This is a genomic window from Nesterenkonia aerolata, assembly GCF_031470965.1.
Classification (GTDB): domain Bacteria; phylum Actinomycetota; class Actinomycetes; order Actinomycetales; family Micrococcaceae; genus Nesterenkonia; species Nesterenkonia aerolata.
In genome coordinates, this window is sequence record NZ_JAVKGR010000003.1 from 168456 (window position 1) to 192414 (window position 23959).

16 protein-coding genes are annotated in these 23959 nt (G+C 68.7%); 13 read left to right on the forward strand and 3 right to left on the reverse strand.

Annotation, left to right across the window (positions count from 1 at the left end):
- Positions 1 to 22: 22 nt before the first annotated feature.
- The 3 genes from RIL96_RS04830 to RIL96_RS04840 all read left to right on the forward strand — a co-directional run bounded on the left by RIL96_RS04830 (position 23) and on the right by RIL96_RS04840 (position 6362).
- Entirely contained in the window at positions 23 to 3604 is a 3582-nt protein-coding gene (locus RIL96_RS04830; RefSeq protein WP_310547870.1) for a hypothetical protein, read from the forward strand.
- Positions 3604 to 5775 carry a DUF5719 family protein gene (locus RIL96_RS04835; RefSeq protein WP_310547871.1) on the forward strand — a complete coding sequence of 724 codons (2172 nt, stop codon included), beginning with the start codon at positions 3604 to 3606 and terminating at the stop codon, positions 5773 to 5775. Before RIL96_RS04830 ends, RIL96_RS04835 begins: the two co-directional genes overlap by 1 nt.
- 176 nt (positions 5776 to 5951) lie before the next feature.
- Entirely contained in the window at positions 5952 to 6362 is a 411-nt protein-coding gene (locus RIL96_RS04840) for a DUF3499 domain-containing protein (RefSeq protein WP_310547872.1), read from the forward strand.
- 251 nt (positions 6363 to 6613) lie between these two features.
- Here RIL96_RS04840 and ahcY read toward each other — a convergent pair whose 3' ends face one another.
- Together ahcY and RIL96_RS04850 are read right to left on the reverse strand one after the other, a co-directional pair.
- Positions 6614 to 8083, reverse strand: coding sequence for an adenosylhomocysteinase (gene ahcY, locus RIL96_RS04845; RefSeq protein WP_310547873.1), 1470 nt, complete (start codon positions 8081 to 8083; stop codon positions 6614 to 6616).
- 222 nt (positions 8084 to 8305) lie between these two features.
- A complete protein-coding gene (locus tag RIL96_RS04850) occupies positions 8306 to 9124 on the reverse strand; it encodes an RDD family protein (protein WP_310547874.1) in 819 nt (272 codons plus the stop codon).
- An 82-nt stretch (positions 9125 to 9206) separates the two neighbouring features.
- Between RIL96_RS04850 and RIL96_RS04855 the strand changes: the two genes are divergently transcribed.
- From RIL96_RS04855 to RIL96_RS04875, 5 genes are all read left to right on the forward strand, one after another.
- Positions 9207 to 10199 carry a stage II sporulation protein M gene (locus RIL96_RS04855; RefSeq protein WP_310547875.1) on the forward strand — a complete coding sequence of 331 codons (993 nt, stop codon included), beginning with the start codon at positions 9207 to 9209 and terminating at the stop codon, positions 10197 to 10199.
- A gap of 145 nt (positions 10200 to 10344) precedes the next feature.
- Positions 10345 to 12138 (forward strand): TIGR01906 family membrane protein, encoded by a 1794-nt coding sequence (locus RIL96_RS04860; RefSeq protein ID WP_310547876.1) that lies wholly within the window; start codon positions 10345 to 10347, stop codon positions 12136 to 12138.
- Positions 12139 to 12188: 50 nt separating this feature from the next.
- Positions 12189 to 12722, forward strand: coding sequence for a hypothetical protein (locus tag RIL96_RS04865; protein WP_310547877.1), 534 nt, complete (start codon positions 12189 to 12191; stop codon positions 12720 to 12722).
- A 12-nt stretch (positions 12723 to 12734) separates the two neighbouring features.
- Positions 12735 to 14312, forward strand: a complete 1578-nt coding sequence (locus tag RIL96_RS04870; protein WP_310547878.1) for a glycosyltransferase — start codon at positions 12735 to 12737, stop codon at positions 14310 to 14312.
- A gap of 43 nt (positions 14313 to 14355) precedes the next feature.
- Positions 14356 to 15453 (forward strand): hypothetical protein, encoded by a 1098-nt coding sequence (locus RIL96_RS04875; RefSeq protein ID WP_310547879.1) that lies wholly within the window; start codon positions 14356 to 14358, stop codon positions 15451 to 15453.
- A gap of 21 nt (positions 15454 to 15474) precedes the next feature.
- On the opposite strand, the gene RIL96_RS04880 is transcribed toward RIL96_RS04875, so the two are convergent.
- Positions 15475 to 18921: a hypothetical protein gene (locus RIL96_RS04880; RefSeq protein ID WP_310547880.1), complete on the reverse strand. Its 3447-nt coding sequence runs from the start codon at positions 18919 to 18921 to the stop codon at positions 15475 to 15477.
- Between the two features lie 136 nt (positions 18922 to 19057).
- Here RIL96_RS04880 and RIL96_RS04885 point away from each other — a divergent pair, with 136 nt between their 5' ends.
- The 5 genes from RIL96_RS04885 (at position 19058) to RIL96_RS04905 (ending at position 23925) form a co-directional block, all read left to right on the forward strand.
- Positions 19058 to 19531 (forward strand): Lrp/AsnC family transcriptional regulator, encoded by a 474-nt coding sequence (locus RIL96_RS04885; protein WP_310547881.1) that lies wholly within the window; start codon positions 19058 to 19060, stop codon positions 19529 to 19531.
- A gap of 234 nt (positions 19532 to 19765) precedes the next feature.
- Entirely contained in the window at positions 19766 to 20962 is a 1197-nt protein-coding gene (locus RIL96_RS04890; protein ID WP_310547882.1) for an ABC transporter ATP-binding protein, read from the forward strand.
- Positions 20955 to 22121 (forward strand): polyamine ABC transporter substrate-binding protein, encoded by a 1167-nt coding sequence (locus RIL96_RS04895; protein ID WP_310547883.1) that lies wholly within the window; start codon positions 20955 to 20957, stop codon positions 22119 to 22121. Before RIL96_RS04890 ends, RIL96_RS04895 begins: the two co-directional genes overlap by 8 nt.
- Entirely contained in the window at positions 22118 to 23071 is a 954-nt protein-coding gene (locus tag RIL96_RS04900) for an ABC transporter permease (protein WP_310547884.1), read from the forward strand. The genes RIL96_RS04895 and RIL96_RS04900 overlap by 4 nt, the downstream gene beginning before the upstream one ends.
- Positions 23071 to 23925, forward strand: a complete 855-nt coding sequence (locus RIL96_RS04905) for an ABC transporter permease (protein WP_310547885.1) — start codon at positions 23071 to 23073, stop codon at positions 23923 to 23925. The genes RIL96_RS04900 and RIL96_RS04905 overlap by 1 nt, the downstream gene beginning before the upstream one ends.
- Positions 23926 to 23959: the final 34 nt, after the last annotated feature.

Below are 23959 nucleotides of genomic sequence, written 5' to 3' on the forward strand. Positions count from 1 at the left end.
ACACAGAATCGCCGCCGTCGTCTTGCACGACGGCGGCGCTTCCGCTTCCGGAGGTGCTGCGCTGCGGCATACCCAGCAGGCGCTGGCCGCGCAGAGCAGGAGCCCGGACGCCGTCGTCGAACTCTCCGGGCCCGGCTACCGCAGCGCGGCGGATCTCTCGCGCTCCCTACGCTCGGAGCTGCTGGCTGACCGCCGTGACGCCGCCCAATCCGTGCGGCGCAGCCCCTCAGGCGTCCCGGTCACCAGCCTGTGGCGCACACTGGAACGGCAGCTGCCGTCAGGCTTCACCGCCGGGCAGTGGCTATGGATCCTCCCGGCGGGCAGCGTGCCCGCCCCCGATGCGCTGGAGATGCTCGAGGAGCGTCTGCTCACCGTCACCGATGAGGACACCCATGCCCGGATCCGGGTGGTCGGGGCGAAGCAGCTCCACGCGGAAGCGGACGGTGCGGCAGAAGGCACCGAGAGGCGTCCGCGGCTCGTCGACGTCGGTCTCGGCGTGGCCCGGTCCCGAGAGACGATGAGCACCACCGACCCCTGGGAGTTGGACCAGGGGCAGTACGACGGCATCGACGAGGCCAGCGCGGTCTCCGCCCACGGGATGCTCGTCGATGCCGCCCTCTTCGGCGACCTCGGCGGGTTCGCCCCAACCCTTGACGAAGACCATGCCGCCGGGGATTTCGCCCGGCGAGCCCGAGAGGCCGGTGCCCATATCGTCCTCGCCCCGCAGGCGCGGATCGGGCGTACCGCACCGCCGCCGCGTGAGGAAGTGCACCGGCTCGGCGGGATGCTGTACCTGCCGCCGGCGCAGCGGATCGGGCAGATCCGACGTCGACTGGCCGAGGCACCGGTGCCGGTGACGCCGGTGCTCTGGGTGGGGATGTGGCTGGCAGCGGTGCTTCGCCTGCTCGGGCTCACCGCGGTCAAAGCACCCGATGCGGGACTGCGGCAGGCCGGTGCCTCACTGCGCGCCCTGCTCGGGCTCGGAGCCATCGTCCATACCCGGCGCTTCGCCGCGTTCGGACGCCGTGCCGCGGCCGCCCGGCAGGCTTCCTTCGACGAGGAGCTGCCGTCGAAGCAGACAGTGCGGGCCGAACGCCGTGCCGCCCGGCAGCGGGTCCGCACCGGCCGAGCCCAGGACGACGCGCTGCAGCTGAGCTCCTCGGATCTGCGGGAGCTGCGCCGTCGCATTGCCACTTCCGAATCGGTGGCACCAGCCTCCCAGGGCTTCGGTGTCGCCGGAGGACGCGCCGACGGCGAGGACAACTACGACGCACTGCTCGCCGTGGGCGCCGCCGACGGCGAATTCGACGAGATGCCCTCCCGGCGCTCCGGTGACCGGCTGGTGCTGCTGCTCACACTGCTGGCCCTGACCGGAGTCTCCCTGCTGGCTCATCGCAGCCTGCTGACCGCAGAAGCACTGATCGGCGGGGCGGCCCTGCCGGTGTCCTCCAGTACTGACGCCGTCTTCGCCCAGACGGTCAGCTTCGTCTCCTCCGACCAGCTCGGCGAGCTCGCCGCCGCCGACCCGTTCAACCTGGTGCTGCTGGTCCTCTCGGCGCTCACCGGCGGCCACGCCTCCACCGCTCTGGTGTGGCTGACCATCCTCTCTCTGCCGCTGGCCGCTGTGACCTCCTGGTGGGCGGCGAAGCTGTGGACCTCGGCGGCGCTGATGCGCATCGTCGCAGCCCTGCTCTGGACCTCAGTGCCCACTCTGCACGTCGCCCTGGGAGAGGGCCGGATCGGTACGGTCATCGTCCACATCCTGCTGCCGGTGCTGGTGCTGGCGGTGGTGCGCGCCGTCGGACCGCGGCCGGCTCACGCCCGCACCGGACGCCGGGCTCAGGGTGGCCAGGGTGCCCAGCAGCTCGCCTCGACCGGTTCCTGGGAGCACGCGGCGCTGGCCGGGCTCCTGCTGGCCGTCATCGTCGCCTCCGCTCCGGCGCTGCTGCCCTTCGCCCTGGTCCTCACCGTCGTGGCCGCGCTGAGCCTGGGCGGCCGCGGCCGCCCGCTCTGGCTGGTGCCGCTTCCGGCGCTGGTGGTCTGCGTGCCGATGCTGCTGACCGCGGTGGCGGCCGGGGGCAACGTGCTGGCCTCGCTGTTCTCGGCGCCGACTCGGCTCGTCGCCGCGCCCACAGCCCCGCTGTGGCAGCAGCTGCTCGGCCACGACCGCAGCTTCGACCCGTCCGCCGGTGTGGGTGGGGCTGCGGCGGGCGGATGGCTGACCGAGTACTTCGCCGGTGAGTGGTGGGCGCTGCGCCTGGCCCTGGTCATCGGACTGCCGCTGCTGGTGGTCGCCCTGCTCTGCATCCTCACCGCCGGGCGCAGAGACCTTCCCACCGTGGTGTCCTCCGCGGTGCTGCTGGGTGCGCTGGTGTGGTCGGCGCTGCTGGGTGTGCTCGCCGCGGGGCAGGACGGCACTCAGGTGGTGGCCGTCGGGCTGGGGCCCGTGGTAGTCGTCATCTGGTACTGCGTGCTGACCGCGGCGATCAGTTCGCTGCAGCGGCTGCCGCGGGCGTTGCCGCGGGTCGGCGGGGTCATCACCCCGGTCACCGCCACGTTGCTGGTGTTCTCCGTCATCGCCTCCCTGGGATTCTGGGCGGCTCCGCGGATCATCGCCGACTCCACGGCCGTGCAGCCGCTGAGCGCGGTCGATGAGACCCCGGCGCCGGTGCTCGGGGGCACAGTGCGTCAGGTGCCGGCCACGGCGGCTGATCAGGGGCTCGGCCCCGCTCAGCTGCGTACCCTGGTGCTCGCGGCCGATGAGGGTGGGGTCTCCGGTCAGCTGGTCTCCGGGGAGGGCCGCACTCTGGACTCGGTGCGCAGTGCGGACAGCGGCCGCGGCACGCCGCTGCTGGCCGACACCCGGCTGGGTGCCGAGGGGGAGGCGTGGAGCGCTGAGCTGACGCCGGGGCAGCAACGGTTGGCGCAGCTGATCGCCGCGCTGGTGACACCGGGTTCTGGTGAGGCCGAGGAGCTCATGGAGGAGCTCGCCGTCGGGTTCGTCCTGGTGCCCTCCGGCGCGCAGACGGCTCTGACCGATGCCGTGGACACCGCCCCCGGGGTGGTCTCCGTCGGTGCCACCGACGACGGGCTGTTCTGGCGCGCGGCCGACCAGGAGCAGACGGCTCCCGGGCTCGGCACCGGGGTGATCGGCGCGGACACCGCATGGGCGCGGGTGCTCGATGCACAGGGTTCCACAGTGGCGCTGCTGCCCAGCGACGCCGGTGCGGTGGAGCTTGACCTCGCGCAGGCGCAGGACGCGCAGGGCCGCACTCTGGCAGAGGTGGCGGCTGAGGATGACGCCGCCGGGCCCCTGGTGCTTCAGCTCTCCACCGCGGCCGCCGCCGGGTGGCGGGCCGAGCTCGACGGTGAGGAGCTCCGCGTCGAATCCGTGGGTGAGGAGGAAGGACAGACCACCTGGGCTCAGCGGTTCGTGCTGCCCGAGGATCTTGATGACGGTGAGCTCAGTGTTGGGCACCGCAGCGTGGTCCAGCTGCCGCTGCTGATCGCAGTGGCTGGGTTCCTGCTGCTGATGGTGGCTGTGGCGGTGCCGCTGCCCCGTTCGATGCGGATGCTGCCGGTGGTGCCGGGGGAGAGGGACTGATGAGCGCGAAGAAGGTCCGCAGGCATATCCGCCAGCTGCAGCGACAGCGCCGTCGTGAACAGCGTGAGGCGGTGCGTGCCCAGCGGCGTCAGGCCTCGCAGGAGGAGGCCGCTCGGCGTCGTCAGGAGCACGCCCGCCCTGCTGAGGAGCACCAGGCGGCGGAACCGCAGGACGTGGTCGCTGATGAGCAGCTCGGGGACGACGCGGTCTTCGACGAACCGGCTGTGGGGTCGGCTGTGGGGTCGGCCGAAGAACCGGTGGAGGAGCCGACGGCTGAGGAGCCTGAGACACCTGAGGCGGAGCAGCCTGAGGGTGAGGAGCCTGAGGGTGATCAGCCGGATCCCGAACGGGTTGACGCTGATCGGTCCGCCACTGGTCAGCCCGATGCTGAACAGTCCGACACCAGCCAGTCCGATGCCGAACGCCCCGACACTGGCCAGTCTGCCTCCGATCAGCCAGACACCGAACAACCAGACAGTGAACAACCAGCCCCCGAACAGCCGGAGCCAGCGGACCCTGAGGGAGCTGAACCGGCGCGCACTCCGCTGATCGCCCCGGGCCTGCGAGCCGGAGCCGTGGCCGCCGCTCTCGGAGTGCTCGCCGTGGCCGGCGGATCGCTGGCGATGGACGTCTCCGGTCACGTCGCCCAGCCCCGGGCCGTCGCGCCGGTGGACACCGCTGCCGTCGTCTCCGATACCGCTCTGGTCTGCCCGCCGATGCCCGGACTGCCGGATTCGGTCAGCACTGAGGGGCTGCTGGACTACCGAAGCCGTGATGATTCGGCCGCCGCGCAGGCACGCGGTGTGGTGCTCAGCCCCCGGGAGGCTGAGGGCTCATCGTCTGATGAGGCTGACGCTGATATCGGTGCGGAGCTGGGACTGCTCGGCCAGGACGGCTATGAGCAGGACCAGGAACTCGACACCGCTGCACTGAGCCCTGGGATGACCGAGAACCCGCAGGATGATTCCCCCTCCTGGCGGCATGATTCGGCCGCACTGACCGATGAGACTGAGGCCCCGCTGCTGCGGCTGAACACCCAGGACGCCGCTGCCACACTGGCCGGAGCGGCGCAGTACCTCTACACCGCCGACTCCGGGCCGGTGGCCGGCACGGCCGCCGCCGAATGCCGGCCCCCGCAGCGCAGCCACTGGTTCTTCGGCCCCGAGATCGGTGAGGGCGGCACGGGTCTGCTCACGCTCGCCAATCCCTCGAACCGGCAGGCCACGGTGGAGGTCACCGCCTATGACTCCGACGGCGCCCGCTCCGGCTCCGGAGTCCGCACCCAGGTGGTGCCCGCGCAGAGCACCCGGACCGTCAACATCGCTTCCATCGCCGGGGATGACCCGGTCAACGGGGTCCAGGTCAACGCCTCCCAGGCGCCGGTGAGTGCCTCTCTGCAGTCCTCGCGAGCCTCCGACGGCACGGGGATCGGCGTGGAGTTCCTGCCGTCCTCGTCCAGCGACGCCGAACGGCACGTCTTGGCCGGTATCCCCGTGGCTGCGGACTCGCAGGAGGACTCTGCGGCGTTCCCCACAGAGCTGTGGATCCGCTCAGCCAGCACCGGCCAATCCACAGTGGAGGTACAGGTCTACTCCGATGAGGGCCCGGTGCCGTTGGAGAACGCCTCGGTGTTCAGTGTGCAGGGCGGCGACGTCGACAGCATCGACCTCTCCGGACTGGAGGCGGGCACCTACGACCTCATCGTCACCACAGAAGGCCCGAGCGATGTGGCCGTGAAGTCCTACGGTACTGAACCGGGGGAGCAGGATCGGCTGGACTTCGCCTGGTTGGCCGGTGCGACCCCGCTGCGCGACGGCTACGGCGTCGTGCTGCCGGATCCGGACGGTGTGGATCCGGACAGTGTGGAGGCGCAGTTGAGGCTCTTCGCGCCCGAGGCCGGCACGCAAGTCACCTACCGGGTGCTGGGCGCGGACGGGGAGACCTCGGCGCCGCAGAGCGTGGAGGTCCCCACCGGCGGTGCGGCCACAGTGGAAGCTGAACAGTTCGCCGTCGATGAGGTGGATGAACCCGTGGCCGTGGTGTTCGAGGAGCCTGCGACTGAAGTGGTGGGTTCACTGCGGCTGACCGGTGAGGACGATACCTTCAGCATGCTGCCGGTCCGCGCCGTCGATGACCCGGCCGGCTCCGTGCCGGTTCGCCTCGGGGACTGAGCGGTCTCGTGGGCTGGGTTGCTCCACGGACCTGGCGAGACTGGGCGATTCCGTGGTCCTGGTGGTGGGCTGAACACTGGGTATCCGCGTGAGCGCCGGGTATCCGCGGTGGTGGGGCCAGACACGGCGGGTGATCGCCCCGTGGCCCGAGGGCGGCCGGGCTACAGTAGTGGACTGTGGATTCTTCACGACGTTGCACGCGCAGCGGATGCGATCGCCCCGCCGTCGCCACGCTGACCTACAGCTACGGCGATTCGACGATCGTCGTCGGGCCGATGAGCACCTATGCCGAGCCGCACACCTATGACCTCTGTGCTCCGCACGCGGATACGCTCAGCGCGCCGCGCGGGTGGGAGGTGATGCGGCTGGACTACCCCTCCGCGCCGCCGGAGGCCCCTGATGATCTGCTCGCCGTCGCAGATGCTGTGCGTACGCAGGAAAATCCCACGGTGCCGCCGTCGTCGGGCTTGGCCCCCGGCGATGAGTCAGCTCAGGCAGCGGCCCGCGAATCCCGCGGCCGCCTGGAGCCGCCGCAGTCCGATGCCTCTCTGGTCCGCGGACATCTGCGCCTGCTCCGCGACGACTGACTCTCCGGCCTGGCCGGCCCGGGTCACGCAACAGCTTGTGCTCCCTCAAGAACCACCCACCCCCGGCCACCTCACCGAGGGAGAGAAATTTGCTGCGACACGCCGATGAGCGCCACAAGATTCTCTCCCTCGACGGAGGGGTCACTTGGAACCAGCCATCGAGGGAGAGAAATTTGCTGCGACACGCCGATCGGCGGGACCAGATTCTCTCCCTCGGTGAGGTGATCTGTGGGTCAGGGCCGGTCACTGCCTCAGTAGCGGTAGTGCTCGGGCTTATACGGCCCGGCGACGTCGACGCCCAGGTACTCGGCCTGTTCCTTGGTCAGCTCGGTCAGCTCCGCGCCCAGCGCTCCCAGGTGCAGCCGCGCGACCTTCTCGTCGAGGATCTTCGGCAGCACGTAGACATCAGTGTCATAGCGGTCAGCACCGGCGTAGTCGCCGGTCTTGGTGAACAGCTCCACCTGCGCGATGGTCTGGTTCGCGAAGGAATTGCTCATCACGAACGACGGGTGCCCAGTCGCATTGCCCAGGTTCAGCAGCCGCCCCTCGGAGAGCACGATGATCGAGTGACCCTCCGGGAACACCCACTCGTGGACCTGCGGCTTGATCTCCACCTTCTGCACGCCCTGCAGCGCGGCGAGGCCGGCCATATCGATCTCATTGTCGAAATGCCCCACATTGCCCACGATCGCCTTGTCCTTCATCTGCCGCATCTGTTCGGCGGAGATGATGTCCTTGCCCCCGGTGGTGGTGATGAACAGGTCCGCCGAGCCGACGACGTCATCGAGCCGCGCCACCTGATACCCGTCCATCGCCGCCTGCAGCGCGTTGATCGGGTCGATCTCGGTGACGATCACCCGGGAGCCCTGACCGCGCAGCGCCTCGGCCGCGCCCTTGCCGACGTCGCCGTATCCTGCGACGACGGCGGTCTTGCCACCGAGCAGCACGTCAGTGGCGCGCATGATCCCGTCAGGCAGAGAGTGGCGGATCCCGTATTTGTTGTCGAACTTGGACTTGGTGACCGAGTCGTTGACGTTGATGGCCGGGAACAGCAGCGCGTCCTCCCGGGCCAGCTGGTAAAGCCGGTTGACTCCTGTGGTGGTCTCCTCGGTGACGCCGCGGATCTGTGCGGCGATCCGCGTCCAGCGCTGCGGGTTCTCACCCAGTGAGCGGCGCAGCGTCTCCAGCACGATCCGGTACTCCTCCGGGTCATCTGCCGAGGCTGAGGGCACCGCACCGGCGGCCTCGAACTCGACCCCCTTGTGCACCAGCATGGTGGCATCGCCGCCGTCGTCGAGGATCATATTCGCTCCGCGGGAGGCGTCCTCATCGACACCGGGCCATTCGAAGATCTTCGCCGCAGCCCACCAGTACTCCTCCAGCGTCTCGTTCTTCCACGCGAACACCGGCACCCCCTGGGGGTCCTCTGCGCTGCCGTGCGGACCGACCACCACGGCGGCGGCGGCCTCATCCTGCGTGGAGAAGATGTTGCAGGAGGCCCACCGGACCTCAGCACCCAGCGCGGTCAGCGTCTCGATCAGCACCGCGGTCTGCACAGTCATGTGCAGGGAGCCGGCGATGCGCGCCCCGGCCAGCGGCTGGGCGTCGCCGTACTCCTCGCGCAGGGCCATCAGCCCCGGCATCTCGTGCTCGGCCAGGCGAATCTGGTGACGGCCGGCTTCGTGCAGAGAGATATCGGCGATGCGGTGCTCGAGGCTCATCGTCAGCGGGCTCCTTCGTGGAGGTACAGGCACGGTCATTCTGCGCGTCTCGGGGAGGAAACCCGGCGGCGGAACCGGTGAATCACAGCACCGGCGGGGGCTCGCGCAGTCTGCGCCCACCCTATCGCGGGGTGCCAGAGCCGAGGGTTGAGGACGTCACAGAAAGTCCTGAACGACGGGGCTGTGGCTACACCCATTACCTTGCGGGTACCCCCGAGCAGCTCAGGAGTACGGCATCCGGTGCAGCCGCCGGTTCAGCTCATCGGCGCGCTGCTGGTTGCGCCGCATCCGCCGGAATTCCCGGTTGCGCCGTTCGGCGGTGACCGCCACCAGGAAGTCCAGAGAGCTGGAGGGCGGCGGGGCAGGTGAGACATAGGGGCGGACCTCGGCGGCGAGCGCATCGGCGGTGCGCTGCAGCACGACTTGGTTGCCCCCGCGTCCGGCGCGCTCGGCAGTGCGCAGCAGCCGCGAGACCCGCAGTGCCAGTGGGTCTGGGACCCGTCCGACGTCGACCACCTGGGTCCAGGAGCTCATATGCTGCGGCACCGGGAGCATCATCGGCGGCACTGGCGGTTGGCGGGTGAGGATTCCGTGGGTGCCGGCGACCATATCTCCGAGACGTTTGCCCTTCGCGCTGAAGACCCCGCACAGCAAGGGGATCAGCCCGAGGCTCATCAGGAACTCCAGGGGACCGAGCAGCCCGCGGATCACGGCGTGGCGCAGGCGGATCGTGCCGCCGTCGTCACGCACGATCCGCACGCCCATGATGAGCCGGCCCAAAGAACGGCCTCGGGAGAGCGTCTCGACGCTGACCGGCAGCACGACGAGGACCAGCACTGTGGTGCCGAGCATGACTGCCGCGGCCATCGCCGGGTCAGTGGCGAAGCCGGTGCCCTCAGCAGCTCCCCCGAAGAACGCTGTGGTCACCGAGAGCAGCACCATCAGGACGAACCAGTCGATCATCGCCGAGAGCCCGCGGGTCAGCACGGAGGCGCTCGGCAGATCAAGCCGGACTGCCTCACCGGTGACGACTGTGCTCATGAGTATCACGCTAACGTATGGGTCAGACATGCCTTCCGGCCCCCCGCCCACGGTGCAGCGGCTCTGCGGTAGTCTCAGCGGCGTGGACACCGATGCGTTCGTCGCCGTACATCAATCGGAGTGGGATCGGCTCGCCGAGCTCTCCGATCATCGGCGGCTCACTGCCGAGGAGGCCGACGAGCTGCTGCGTCTCTATGAACGCACCTCCACGCATCTCTCCATGGTCCAGGCGGTGGACCCGGGTGGACCCCTGGCCGCGGGGCTCTCTTCGCGGTTGGGCCGGGCCCGGACGCAGCTGACCGGCGTGGGGGAGAACGTCTTCGTCTCGGTGGCCTACTTCTTCGCGCAGACCTTGCCGGCGGCCTTCTACCGCCTGCGCTGGCTGACGCTCATCCTGGGCGCGGCCTTCGTGCTCGTCGCCGTGTGGTTCGGGCAGTGGGCGGCGACCCACCCTGACATCGACCTGCTGGCCTCCGAGGAGATGCGCCGTCAGCTGGCGGAGGAGGACTTCGTCAACTACTACTCCGAGCATCCCAGTTCCTCGTTCTCCGCTCAGGTGTGGACGAATAATGCGTGGATCGCCGCGCAGATGGTCGCCTTCGGTGTGACAGGTGTGTGGGTGCCCTTTATCCTGTTCATTAATGCCTCCAGCATCGGCATCACAGCGGGGATGATGTACGAGCAGGACGCCGGGGACGTGTTCTGGGTGAACATCCTGCCGCACGGGCTGATGGAGCTCACGGCGATCTTCATCGCCGGAGCTGCCGGGTTGAGGATCTGCTGGGCCTGGGTGGCGCCGGGTCAGATGCGGCGGTTGACCTCGCTGGCCCGGGAGGGGCGTCGGCTGATCACGGTGGCGATCGGTCTGGTCATCGTGCTGCTGATCTCGGGGCTGGTGGAGGGGTTCGTGACGCCGAGCCCGGTGCTGCCGTCCTGGGCCAAGATCACCATCGGGGCGTTGGTGCTCGCCGCCTATTGGGCGTATACCCTGGTTCTCGGGGGGCGTGCCTATCGGGCTGGAGTCACCGGGGACGTGGGCCGCTATGATTCCGGGGAGCATGAGCTGACGGTCTGAGCGCAGCCTCGTGCCGGTGGTGCTGAGTGCATTCTCACACGCTGATTCCGCGGCACTCCGAGGAATCAGCCGGTCACAACGGGCTGTGGTGCGTACCCTCGATGCTGAGAACCTATGCGTGCTGCGGCAGACGGGGAGTGAATCCATGAGCGAGAACGATCACCGCGACCTTCACGGGCGCGGCGCGGGTGAGGACTTCGAGTCCGGCCTGGACTACGGCGCCTTCGCCGATGAGGGTGCGACCTTCCCGGAGGACCGTCCGGATGCGGCTCCGGCCCCGGCGAATTCGCACCGGGTCCCGGCTGACGAGCGCCGGGAGCGTGAGGACCGCGCGGAGGAGGACGTCTCCGCCGAGGACGATATGGTCTTCGAGCAGGAGCCTGAGCCGAGCCCGGCGCCCGCTGATCAGGCGCCCGATGCCGGGGCCGATCGGCCTGTCGAGCCGGGAGACTCCCTCGACGATGAGGACGCGCTGGTCTTCGACGAAGCAGCCCAGGTACCGGCTGAGCAGGTGGCAGAGCCTGCAGCAGAGTCTGAGGCATGGCCCGCGGCGGCCGCTGGGACAGAGGCTGAGACAGGGGCCGAGACGGGGGCCGAGATGGAGACTGATTCCGGGGTCGGACCCGACTCTGAGGCCACGACGCCTGTCCCCGCTCCCGTGCCCGTCGGTGATGACGGCTTGGAGGACCAGGCCACTCGCCCGATCAGCCGCACTGACGGCGACGACGCCGAGCACGCCACCCGCCCGATCAGTGCCGATGAGCGTGCTGCAGCCACCGGTGAGGTCGAGGAACGCCCCGCCAGTGAAGAGGACACGGCGCATCTCTCCGCCGTGGATCAGGGTCACCGTCAGGACCGCCAGGCGCCGGAGGAGGCTGACTCCCACGCCGACCACGCCGCTCACAATGACGCGGACCACCACGCCGAGGCCGCGACAGAAGACCGCACTGAGCCCGCTGCGGCAACCTACCCTGCACCTGCCCCCGCGGCGCCGGTGCATGAGCGCGAGGCCGGACACCGAGAGGCCGGGCACCGAGAAGCCGGGCACCGCACCGGCGAGGAGATCACCGATCAGGATCTCGACGAGGAGGTCCGCAAGGACAAGCGGGGCATCTCCCGCTTCCTGCAGGTGCTGCTGGCGATCTTCGTGCCCGTGCTGCTCGTCGTCGCCGCCATCCGCATGGTCGCCTCCCCGGTGTTCCTGTGGGTCGCCTATCGCCGCCCCGGTTTCCCCGGCGATGACACCTTCTCCACCGGAGACCGTGAGGTCTACGGCTCCTACGGCATGGACTATCTGACCAACGCGGCGAACTCCCGCTATCTGGCCGAGCTCTCGGTCAACGGTGAGGCCCTGTTCACCGACGCCGAGGTCAGCCACATGACCGATGTGAAGATCGTCGTGCTGATCACGATGGCCGCCGGCGTGCTGCTGCTCCTGCTGGCGGTCCTCTTCGGGCTCATGCTGCGCAAGTGGCGCCCGGGCGGGTTTGCCCGCGGAGTGTTCGCCGGGGCGTGGGTCGTCCTCGGCCTGATGATCGCCCTGGCCGTCTTCGCGATCCTGGCCTGGCAGGACTTCTTCGACGGGTTCCACCGGATCTTCTTCGCCGAGGGCACCTGGACCTTCGATGCGGAGGACACGCTGATCCGCCTCTACCCGGAGCAGTTCTGGATCGACGCCGCCATCGCCGTGCTCGCCCTGGTGGTCATCATGGCGCTGATCGCGCTGATCGTCACCTGGCCGACCAAGGCCCGCCGGGCGCGTCGTCGTCAGCGCCTCGAGGAGGTGTTCGCGGTACGCCGCGAGAAGCTCGTCGAGGAGCTGAACAAGGACGCCGAGTACACGGACTCACCGTATGCGCACAGCCGCGACGCCGAGGCGCGCAGTGATGCCGCTGAGCACACGGGGCAGGGCCGCGAGGCCGAGGCCGTCTCCCGGTGAGCCGCTCCACTGCCGATCAGACGCTTTCACGGTGAAGGGACCAGCAGCATATGGATGAGATCCGTCGCCTGATCAGGCAGATGAAGCTGCTCGCCGGGGTGATCCTCGCAGCGGCGGGGATCACGCTGATCGGACTCATCCTGTTCCTGTTCGGCCTGCATACCTGGGGACTGCTGGTGATGCTGCTCGCCACGCAGGGGCTGGTCGCCGGTGCTGCCGTCGTGCTCTATCGGGCCCTGCTGCTGCGCACGCCGGGGCCGAACGCGCAGGCCGAGGCCGAGCCTGCTCCACGTGGTGCCAGCACGGAGGACATCGTCGAAGCACTGCGCGGTGAACTCTCTGCGACCACGTCTCAGCAACAGCAGCTGGGCCGGCTCCTCACCGCCCACCGCGAGGCCACCGTGCAGCGTCGCCGGTCACTGTTCACGGAGACCTTCACGCAGATGCCCGGTGTGCGGGTCTCCGCAGCGCAGTCCTCACAACAGCAGGCCTCGCAGCGGCAGCCCTTACAGCAGCGGGCGCCTGAGTCCGGCGGGCACCAGGAACACGGCCCGGACACTGCGGCAGAGACCGTGCGAGGCTGAGCTCACGTCCCCATGGCCAGCACACCGCAGCGCACCGACGGACGCTACGACGTCGACGTCATCCAGCTCTCGGACTTCCGTCTGCCCGGGGGGACCACCAGCAGCATCGCCGAGGAGGTCCGCGCCCAGTCCGAGGCAGGCATCAGCACAGCGCTGGTGCACGCGGCCGGGACCATCACCAATCATCCTCACCCGTGGAGCGCACATATCCGCGGGATCCTCGACCTGCCGCATGTGCAGGTGGCCACGCATCGCGAGCGTCTGCACGCGAAGCTGCTGGTGATCAGGCACCCCACGGTGATCTGGTCCACGCGGGCCACGTTCGATCACCTCAGCGCCGACGAGGTCGTCATCGTGGTCAACCATGCCGCCGTCGACGCCGCCGGCACCCGGCACTACCCGGTGGAGGACACTGACCGCCGGGTGCGCGAGCTCTTCGGCAAGGAGCCGATCTGGGCACCGATCGGCCCGGTGGTTCGCGGCACCGTGCTGGAGCAGACCACCCGCGTGCCGCTGCGCGACCAGGATTGGGTCAACATCTTCCGCACCCCGGAGGGGGTGCAGGAGCGCACCGGATTCCTCGGGGACGTGCCGATCATCGGACGCCACTCCCGCCCGGAGCCGGGGAAGTGGCCGGCCACTCGCCGTGACATCCGGGCGGCCTACCCGAACTCCGAGAAGTACCGGGTGGAGATCCTCGGCGGGGCGTGGGCGGCGGAGAAGATTCTGCGCGGGCGCCCCGAGCATTGGCATGTGATCCCCTTCGGCGGTGAAGACCCGATGCGTTTTCTACAGCGCATCGACTTCTGGGTCTATATGCATCACCCGGATCTGAAGGAGGCCTTCGGGCGTGCGGCGATGGAGGCGTTGGCCGCGGGCTGTGTGGCCATCATGCCGCCGTATATGAAGGAGCTCTTCGGCGACGCCGCGCTTTACGCCACACCGCAGCAGGTCACCGGGATCGTGGATTCCCTCTGGAAGGACCCGCAGCGGTTCCTCGAGCAGTCCCTGCGCGCCCAGGAGTTCGCGCGCGCGTTCCGCCCGCAGATGCACATCGATCGGCTCGCTGCGCTCGACGTCCATGCCCCGGCCCAGCCGCCGCAGGACCGCGTCCTGGCCACTCCGGCTCGGCTGAGCGGGCCGACGCTGCTGCTCAGCACCGATGCGGCGGCTGCGCCCACTGCCGCCGAGCTGGCGGAGCGGCTGCGCACACCACGACGTCCCACCGCCTGGGTGCAGGTCGCGGAGCGCCCGGATGCTCACGCGGCCGGTGCTGCGGTGACGGTCCTGGATGCGCAGGCGCTGCGCATGACGGACTCGGCCTGGCAGCAGTACCTGGCTCAGCGGCTGAGTCAGCTGATCGGTGCGCTGCGGCCCGGGCGGGTGGTCATCGTCGGGGCGAGGTTCCACACCGGTGCGCTGCGCGCGGCACAGACGGCGGCAAGCTCCCGCTTCTGGGTACGGCCCCCGGATTCGGGTGCGCTCGACGAGGAGCAGATGGCCAGCACCGGCCGCTTCACCAGAGTGTTCTCCGCAGAAGAGGCCGAAGATCTCGACGCTCTGGTCCGGCAGATCGCCGGTCACCGCTAGGCCGAGCAGGGAAAACACTCCACTGACAGGAAGCAGAGCAGCGATGCACATCTCCGAGGACATCTCCGTCGTCCCCGCCGAATCCTGGTCGGCCAGGTTGGAGGCCTGGGCGCGGGCGCGGTGGTCCGAGCAGGTGATCCCGGTGGACACCACGATGGACTTCGCGCCGCTGGGGACCCAGCGTCCCCGGGCGTTCTTCGAGGTTCCGGTGGTGATCCTGGTGATGACCCGGGCGACGCGGCGGCTGCATCGCGCCATGTTCCGTGCGGTGGAGCTGCTGCGGGAATCGACCTACGGATTCCGTGCGGTGCTGTTCACCGATGAGGTCTCCGTGTTCGAGGCCGCCGAGGTGGATTGGGCGCTGGAGCATACGATGCCGGAGGCCCAGTGGTCGCAGATCTCCACGCAGAACTGGCTCGTCCAGGCCTCCGAGCACTTGGCCTGGGCGCAGCGGCAGTACGGGGCATCGTGGGTGCTCGCCCCGGAGACGCCGGATCAGGTGCGTGCGGCCGTCGCGCGTCTGGGTGCGGCGTTCGTGGCCCCGGAGAAGGTGCGGCAGACCGCGGCGAGTCTGGCTGAGGAGGAGCTCGACGGTCTGGGGGAGACGATGGCGCTGTCCTCGCGTCGGGTTGAGTCCGTCCGCGGCTGGTGGTCGCAGCTGGGCTCTGGCCGCAGCACAGTGCGCGTGGACGTTGGCGTGGACGTGGGTGACGGCGCGCGGCTGCGGTTCGTCGTCGACCGGCCTGAATCCGCCGGCGGGGCCGGTGATGCGGGGCTGCTCATCGGCCCACACGGTGCGGCAGTGGAGAGTTTCCTCGGGCTGGGCCGTCAGGCCGGCTATGCGACGGTGTCCTTCGAGGTGGAGGAAGGCGATGCCGCTGCGGTGCAGGGTGGCCTGGAGACGGCGATCCGCGCGGCGGTGGAGGCTCTGGGGGCTGGCGGCCCGGCGCTGTTTGTGGCGGGCGCGCCGTCGAATGTTCAGCGCGCGGCTGACCGCGGCCTCGATGCGGTGGTGCATCTGGGCGATGACGGCGCTCCACACGAGATGCTGATGTCCTATGGGCCCTCGGCTCAGTTCGACGCTGAGCGCACTGTGGAGGTCCTGTCCCAGCTCACCACCATCCACCAGGCCACGGCCTGAACCCGTTCCCACCCACGCCGGTCAAGTAGTGGTGGGGGCCAGCAGGTGGTCGAAGAACACGGTGAGGTCTCCGGCGATGATCCTGTCCTGCGGGTGGAGGGTCGGAGCAATGCTCATGCCTTCCACTAACACGGTGGCGCCCGCTGGCAGCTGGGTCGGCCCCGATCGGGTCGGCCCAGCTACCCCCGGCGCGGCGGTGTCAGCGGTTGTGCTCGGTGAGCCTGAGGTGACGACGACGTCGACCGCCGCCCAGCGCAGCTGAGGGACGGCGGACACCGCAGCACGGGCCACTGCCGAGCATTCGGCCAGCAGGCTGGCCGATAATCCGTGCGGCGCCCTGTCTGGCACCCCGTCTGGCATTCCGCCTGGCAAGCCGCCTGGCACCCCGCCTGGCAAGTCGTTTGGCACCCCGTCTGACAAGTCGTCTGGGACTCTGTCCGGCAGAGCGCACGGCCGCGCCTCGTCAGCGGTCCACACCTGCTTTACTCCTCCCGGGCATTCGGCCAGGTGGAGCACTGTCAGCACACGGTCCGGCAGGCTCAGCAGCCGCAGCCGGAGCCCCTCGGGGCGTAGCTGGACCATCCAGCGGGTGGCGCGGTCCCAGTCGAAGGCCGCTGGGTTGTCGATCAGCCGGGTCCGGCGGCCGCCCCAGGCAGCAGAGTAGGGAGTCGCCAGCAGGTCCCGGGGTCGGGGTGGCGCTGACCCCGACGCCGACCCCGACGTCGGCGTCCCGGCCTGTGCCTCCACTTGTGCCTTCGCCTGTGCCTTCACTGGTGTCTCCGCGGGTGCTGCTGCGGCGCCGCCACGCCACCCCTCGGTCTTGCTCAGCCCGTGGTGATCGCTGACCACGGTCCCCGCCACCAGCGGGACACCCTGGTGCCGCAGCAGCTGGCGCAGCGGGCCGATACGGTCCACCGTGCGGCATGCGATGGCAAGATCCTCAGTGCCGAGCCCGCGTGAGGTGAGCAGCCTCGGGCGCGGTGCCACGGTCTGGGCGCCGCTGCTGAGTTCACGCAGCCGCGGTCCGCGGCGGGTCACCGTCATCGACCTCTGCTCGGCGTAGGCGAAGAGCATCCTGGGCAACGGCGCCTTCTTCTTCGGTGCACCGGAAAGTTCAGCCACAGGGTGCGGGGCCGTGTGAGGTACGGGGAGCGCCGCACCGTCAGTGCTGTCAGAACCGGTGCTGTCAGAACCGGTGCTGCCGGGTGAGCCGGTGCTATCGGAACCAGTGCTGCCGTCGCTGTGGTGCCCCGGCTGCCCGGACTCGGCGGCATGGGCGACCCGCAGCGGCCAGATCAGACCGGCCACGTCGCGTGCGCGGCCTGCGGAGGGGAACGTCGCACTGCCGAACCCGGCGCGCGAGTTGACCTCCAGCACCAAGACCCGGCCTGTGCCGCGTTCGACCATCAGATCCACTCCACCCCAGCGAAGCCCCGGCACCGCAGCGACCGCAGCCACGGCCGTATCACGCAGCTGCTGCTGCGCCACATCTGAGAGCTCGGCGATATCTCCTCCGCTGCTCTGCCCGCCGACTGCGCCCACGGTCACCAGCTCGCCCCGGTCCGGCACCGAATCAGCTGCCAAGCCCTGCGCGCGGAGCACCTCCAGGGCGGGGTCATCGAGCACGGCGTCCATCCCTGCCAGGCTGAAGATCGTGCTGCGGTAGGCATTGCGCTCGGTGACCAGCTGCGCCACCGTCGAGATCCCATCACCGAGGACCTGCGGAAGGGTGCGTTCAGTGATGGACACGCAGCTCTGATCAGAGGCCATAGCGCGCAGCTCGGTCTCGACGTCGACATACTCTTCGACGATCACCCGGCGGCTGTAGCGCCGGGCCAGGTGATAGGCCTGATGCACCTGCTCCCGGGACTCCAGCCCGAGGCTCACTCCGACGCCCTTCTCCCGGTCGGCAGGTTTGACCACGACGGCACCGGGCATCGCGGCGGCCGCCGTCCAGGCCTGCTCGGCGGAGCTCACCGAGACCGCCTCGGCCACGGGGACTCCGGCGTGGCGCAGCAGCCGGTGGGTCTGCTGCTTATCTGTGGAGATGCCCGCGCCCAGGGCGGAGCTGTGCCCCAGATAGCCGTCGATGAGCAGGGGCCCGGCCTCAGTGTGGGCTATCGCCATGCGGCTGGAGACCCACTGCAGCCGCGCGCCGCCGCGTTCGGCCGCTTCGGCCCAGAGTGAGGCTCCGAGGTGGCGTGAGGCAGAGAAGGCCTCGAGTCCCCGTCGGATCTCAGCGTGCGCGCGGAAGGGCGCCGTCTCATCCGGATCCTGCCGCGGCTGATCCTCTGCCTCCGGCAGCAGCCCGACCGCCCGGTCCGGAGGGCCGTCGGCCTGCCAGGTGCCCAGCGGCATCTGCAGATGCGGTCCCCACTGATCCTGCCCCAGCTGACATGCCGGTGGGCTGAAGGTCCAGCCGTTGAGGCCACGGTGTTGCAGCTCCTCGCGGATCCGGGAGACTGAGGCCAGATCAGGCAGGGGAGCCAGGAGGCCGAGGTCGTCGAGGTGTACCGGGTACAGCATCATCGACAGGGTGATCTGAGGCTCGGGGCTCGGGGCGCGGTCGATCTGCAGCACACACCAGAAACCCACACGGGTGCTCAGGTACGAACCCGCCCCGGCGTCGGTGGGCTGCCGGGCACCGGGCGTCGGCGTCGAGCCCAGGCGCAGGGCCCAACGACGTCGGCTGCGCACCAGACGGTGGTCGCCGGCTCCGTTGGTGCCGGAGCTGGCGCCGGAGTTGGCGCCGGAGTTGGCGCGAGAGCCCGAGCCGGGGTCGAGGCCGAGGACCAGATCCGCCTGCTGATCGAGCAGATGCTGGACCATATGGAACCATCCAGGTGCCGCGGAGTCGTGGCTGCCGTCCCGGGTGAGAACGATGTTCCAGGCCTGTCGGTCGACGGCGCAGGTGGGCAGCGCGTTCCCGCGGTCCGGGTGGGCCGGGGCGCTGTGCAGCAGAAGATCCCGCGCGCCGCACCAGGCGGGCAGCGTGATCCGATGGGTCGCCGTCGGGGAACTGCCGCCGAAGCTGACGATGCCGCCGGTGTGCAGCGCGCTGATGAGCGCGGAGGTCTGCTGCATGGTGGCCGGAGCTGCTGAGCCCTGCCCGTCCACCTGACTGTCCGTCTGCCCGTCCGTCTGCTCGCCCACCTGATCTTCGACCAGGCTGCCGAGGTCGACGGCGTCGACGCCGAGGGCACCGTAGCCGTCCACCGCTCGCTTCAGGCGAGCTCGGCGGCGCAGGCGAGCCAGCGGGCCGCGTGCCCGATGGCGCACTGCTGCGGTGACATCGGCGGGGACTCTGCCCAGGACGAGGGTGTCGGCTGACTGGGCGAGGTCGAGGAGTCGTGCCTCGGCGTCGAGCAGCTCGGATGACCCTGCCCTGTCGGCAGATGCGCGGCGGCGTGCGGGGTGCGGTGCGGGCAGCTCGCCGAGCAGCAGCAGACGGTAAGACGACGATGACATGGGGTTATTATGCGCGCATCGAGGGTGCCTGAGGCAGGGGCGCGCGGAGGAGTAGCTGCAGGTCAGGGTTGCGCAGCCTCGAGGTGAGGTCTGCCAGATCGGGAGATACGGCCCTCGGGTCTGAGAATATAGCTGCATGAGTAAGAGGAATTCCGTCGCCGCCGATGAGCTGGACGACGTCTCGAAGACCATCATTGAGCAGCTGCAGCAGGACGGTCGGCGCTCCTACGCCACGATCGGCCGGGCGGTCGGACTGTCTGAGGCGGCGGTCCGGCAGCGGGTGCAGAAGCTGCTGGAGAGCGGCGTGATGCAGATCGTCGCCGTAACCAATCCGCTGGAGCTGGGGTTCCCACGGCAGGCGATGGTCGGCATCAAAGTGGAGGGTCCGCTGGAGCCGGTGGCCGAGCAGCTGGAGGCCTATGACGAGGTGGACTACGTGGTCATCGTGGCAGGGGCCTTCGATCTTCTGGTGGAGGTGGTCTGCGAGTCGGATGAACATCTGCTCGACATCCTCTCCCACCGGATCCGCACCATTGACGGGGTGACGGCGACGGAGACCTTCATGTACCTGAGCTTGCGGAAGCAGACCTACAGCTGGGGTGTGCGCTGAGCGTATGCGGAAAACGTTCTGAAGACACCTTGTGATCCTCGATTCATCCGATATGAGGATCACGTACCATCGGATCTGTTGTTAAATTCTCGTTTCGCGACGAATTCCCTCTTGTGGTTCACGTCTCCCCGTGGCACTCTGTCTCTCACCGGTCGTCCTCCATAGCACCTGAGCGGGCAGTGAGACCACCGGTATCGACGGGGCGCAGGCCCCATGTTCGACACGAGGGGACCTATGCGCACAGATTCGACTGGCCCGGCCGGGCGACTGGTGATCTCCGGGGTGCAGAAGCGCTTCGGCGACCACGTCGCCATCGAAGATCTCGATCTTGAGGTCGAACCCGGCGAATTCGTCTCCCTGCTGGGTCCCTCCGGCTGCGGTAAGACCACTCTGCTGCGCATGATCGCCGGGTTCGAGGAACCGACGCGCGGACGGATCACTCTCGGTGAGACAGATCTGGTCGGCACGCCGCCGTTCCGCCGGCCGGTCAACACGGTCTTTCAGTCCTATGCGCTCTTCCCGCATATGAGCGTGGCGGACAACATCGCCTACGGGCCGCGGCAGGCCAAAGTGCCCCGTCGGGAAATCGGCGAGCGGGTGCGGGAAGCCCTGGCCCTGGTGCGGATGGAAGACTACGCCGAGCGCAAGCCCGACCAGCTCTCCGGCGGCCAGCAGCAGCGGATCGCGCTGGCCCGTGCCGTGGTCAACCGGCCCCAGGTGCTGCTGCTCGATGAGCCGATGTCCGCGCTGGACCGCAAGCTCCGTGAGGAGATGCAGCTGGAGCTCACCCGTCTGCACCAGGACTTGGGGATCACCTTCGTCTTCGTCACCCATGACCAGGAAGAGGCGCTGGCCATGAGCGACCGGATCGCGGTGATGGAGGGTGGGCGGATCCGTCAGCTGGGCACGGCGGAGGAGATCTACTCGGCACCGAACTGCCGTTTCGTCGCCGGGTTCATTGGGCGTCAGAACTTCATTCCCGTCACCGGGCAGGGCCGTGATGCGGGGATGCTCGCCTCTGCGGACGGTGAGTTCCTCTTCGCGCCGAGTACGAAGAGCTCGACTGCCACGGCATCGACGGCTGAGGTCTCACCGGCGACTCAAGTATCGACGACGACTGTAGCCATTCGTCCCGAGGCGATCACCCTCGGACGGTTCTCAGCCGGGGAACTCCCAGGGCGGGAACTTCCAAGGCCGGAAGAGACTACGGGGGCCCGCGGGGGCGAGAGCGCCCCGGAGGTCAACGCGGTCGTCGGGCGCGTTGTGGCCGTCTCCTTCCTCGGCGATGTGGTGCAGCACCTGATCCGCACCCCGGGTGGGGCGGAGATGCTGGTGCGCGGCTCGGCCTACAGCACTGAGGCGATGCCGGAAGGCTCCCAAGTGCGCCTGAGCTGGCAGGGCGATGCCGTGCAGGTTTTCGGCGATGAGTGAGCCGATCCGTTTCCTCGGCCCGGAGCCGGTGGCCCGTCGGGTGGCCCAGCGGGTGTCCCGGAGGCATCTGCTGGCCGGTATGGGCGTACTCGGTCTCGGGGCGCTGACCGGCTGCACGGCCAGCACGGACCGTATGGCCAGTTCGCCCGCGCCGGACGGCACGGTGGAGAACAAGCTCAATCTCTACACCTGGGGTGACTACGATGACCCCGATCTGCTCAACGATTTCAAGGACTCCGAGGACCTCGTCCTGCAGGTGGATGCCTTCGGCTCGAACGAGGAGATGATCGCCAAGCTGGCCGCCGCCCGGGGTACTTCGGGGTATGACATCGTCGTGCCCACTGGGCTGATGATCCCGCAGATGGTCGAGCATAACCTGCTCCAGCCTCTGGATAGGGAGCGTATTCCGAACTTCTCCCACGTGGATCCGGAGTTCGCCGGTCAGTACTTCGATCCGGACAACACCTACTCCATCTGTAAGGCCTGGGGAACCACGGGGTTCGTCTACGACACCGAAGTCATCACTCGGCCGATGGAATCCTGGAGCGACTTCATCGAGGCCGCGCAGAACGAGGCCGATGGGCGGACCGCCCTGCTGGAGGATCCCTGGGAGGTGTGCTCCATCGCGCTCGCCTCCCAAGGTGTCAGCCTCAACACCACGGATGACGGCGAGCTCGCAGAGTGCCGGCGGATCGTCGTTGAGCTGGCCCCGCATATCCGCGCCTATTTGGGCAATGCGGCCACGGGTATGGCTCAGGGGACGGTGTCTCTGCTGCAGGCGTTCAACGGAGATGCGCGGCAGGGGATGCTGGAGGCCGGTGAGGGGCACAGCTGGCGCTTCGTCTTCCCGACGCCGTCGGCGAACCTCTGGATGGACAACTGGTGTGTGGCCACCGGCGCCCCGCACCCGGATGCCGCGCATGCGTTCATCAACTACATGCTCACCCCCGAGTCGGCGATCGCCAATGTCGATTACATCGGGTACCCCGTCGGCACCCGTGGTCTGGAGGATCAGGCGCGGCAGGCCGAGTTGGAGGATTTGGGATTGATCTTCCCCGATCAGGAGGTTCTCGATCGTCTCGAAGCCTCGGAGTACAACGAGGCGCAGCAGACCCGGGTCGAGATCCTCGGGGCCGCGCAGGCGAGGAGCGGGGCATGAGACGGTTGTTTAACAAGGTACTCGGTCCCGGTGCGCTGGCGTTTCCCACCTGGGCCTATGCGCTGTTCTTCTTCGTGATCCCGGTCTTCCTGGTGCTGTTCTACAGCTTCGGTCATAAGCCCGATGAGTTCACCGCGGTGGCCACTGATCAGTTGAGCTTCGACCGCTATGGGGAGGCGCTCAGCGGTGCTTTCATCACCACATTGGGTGCCACACTGCGGATCTCCATCCTGGGCACGCTGCTGTGCTTGGTGATCTCGCTGCCCTTCGCCTACTGGTTGGCGGTGAAGGTCCCGCCGAAGTGGCGCGGGCTGCTCATCGCCCTGGTGCTGGTGCCGTTCTGGACGAACTTCCTGGTCCGTACGCTGGGCTGGCAGATCACCTTGTCTCCCGAGGGGTTCCTCAATCAGTGGCTGATCGGCGCCGGGCTGATCGACTCGGCCTTCGACGTCCTCTACACGCGCACTGCCGTGCAGATCGGTGTGGTCTATAACTACCTGCCGCTGATGATCCTGCCGTTGTTCGTCGCCATCGACCGGGCAGGACGATCCCTGCGTGAGGCCAGCTATGACCTCGGTGCCCCGCGCTGGACGACGTTTCTCAAGGTCACCTTGCCGCTGGCGATGCCCGGAGTGGTCTCCGGCTGCCTGCTGGTGTTCATCCCGCTGACCGGTGACTACGTGACGGCGACAGTGCTCGGTGGCGCCAGTGGTTCGATGGTCGGTCAGCTGATCGCCGCGCAGTTCAACACCGCGCAGAACTGGGCCCTGGGGGCGGCGATGGCCGTGATCCTCATGGCGACCACATTGTTGGTGGTCGCTGTGGTGGGCGTGGCCCTGTGGGCGGGGCAGCGGCTGGCTGCGTGGTGGAACAGCACACCGTTGGCGGTGCCGCCGAGTGCTGCCGAGAGCACTACGCAGCGCGGTGTGACAGCGGAAGGGAGGCACTGATGGCGCGGACTGAACGGATACGGAAGACGGACCTCGGGCTGAGGGTCTGGGGTGTGCTGGTCTTCGCGTTCCTGTTTCTGCCCATTGCGGTGATCGTCGCCTACTCGTTCAACACCGGACGGGTGCTGGCCTCCTGGCAGGGCTTCGGCTTCCGGTCCTATGTGGCTGCGATCAACAACGACGTCATCGTCTCCTCGGTGATCACCAGCCTGCAGGCCGCACTCGGCACCGCACTGCTGGCCACGGTGCTGGGAACCCTGGGCGGCATCGCCCTGGCCCGGGCGCGCGCCGGTCTGTGGTGGGCGGCCGCACTGACGGGGTTGCTCGCGGTCACCATGATCACCCCGAAGATCGTCGACGGCATCGCCTTCCTGCCGTGGTTCGTCACCCTGGGGGTCGACGCCGGGTTGGGGCCGTTCAACAACGGTATGGTGCGGCTGATCGTCTCGCACACGATGTTCTCTGTGGCCGTGGTGACCTTCATCGTCCGAGCTCGGATGGCCGGGGCTGATCGTCGTCTGGAGGAGGCGGCGGCAGACCTCGGGGCCACCCGCTGGCAGGCGTTCCGCAGCGTGACCTTACCGGTGGCCTCGCCGGGGATCCTGGCCGGTTCGCTGATGGCGTTCACGCTGAGCCTGGACAACACGATCCTCTCCAGCTTCGTCCAGCAGCCTGGCTACACCCCCTGGCCGGTGTACATCTTCAGCTCGGTGCGCGTGGCGCTGCGGCCCGAGGTCGCGGCGATGTCCACGGTGATGCTGGTGCTGACCCTGCTGGCCCTGGCCGTGGTGGGCTTGGTGTTGCGCCGTTCGGGGGAGAGCTCCACGGCGATCGTGAAGACCATCGTGCGCTGAAGACATGCACTGAGAGCGTGCGCTGAGAGTATTC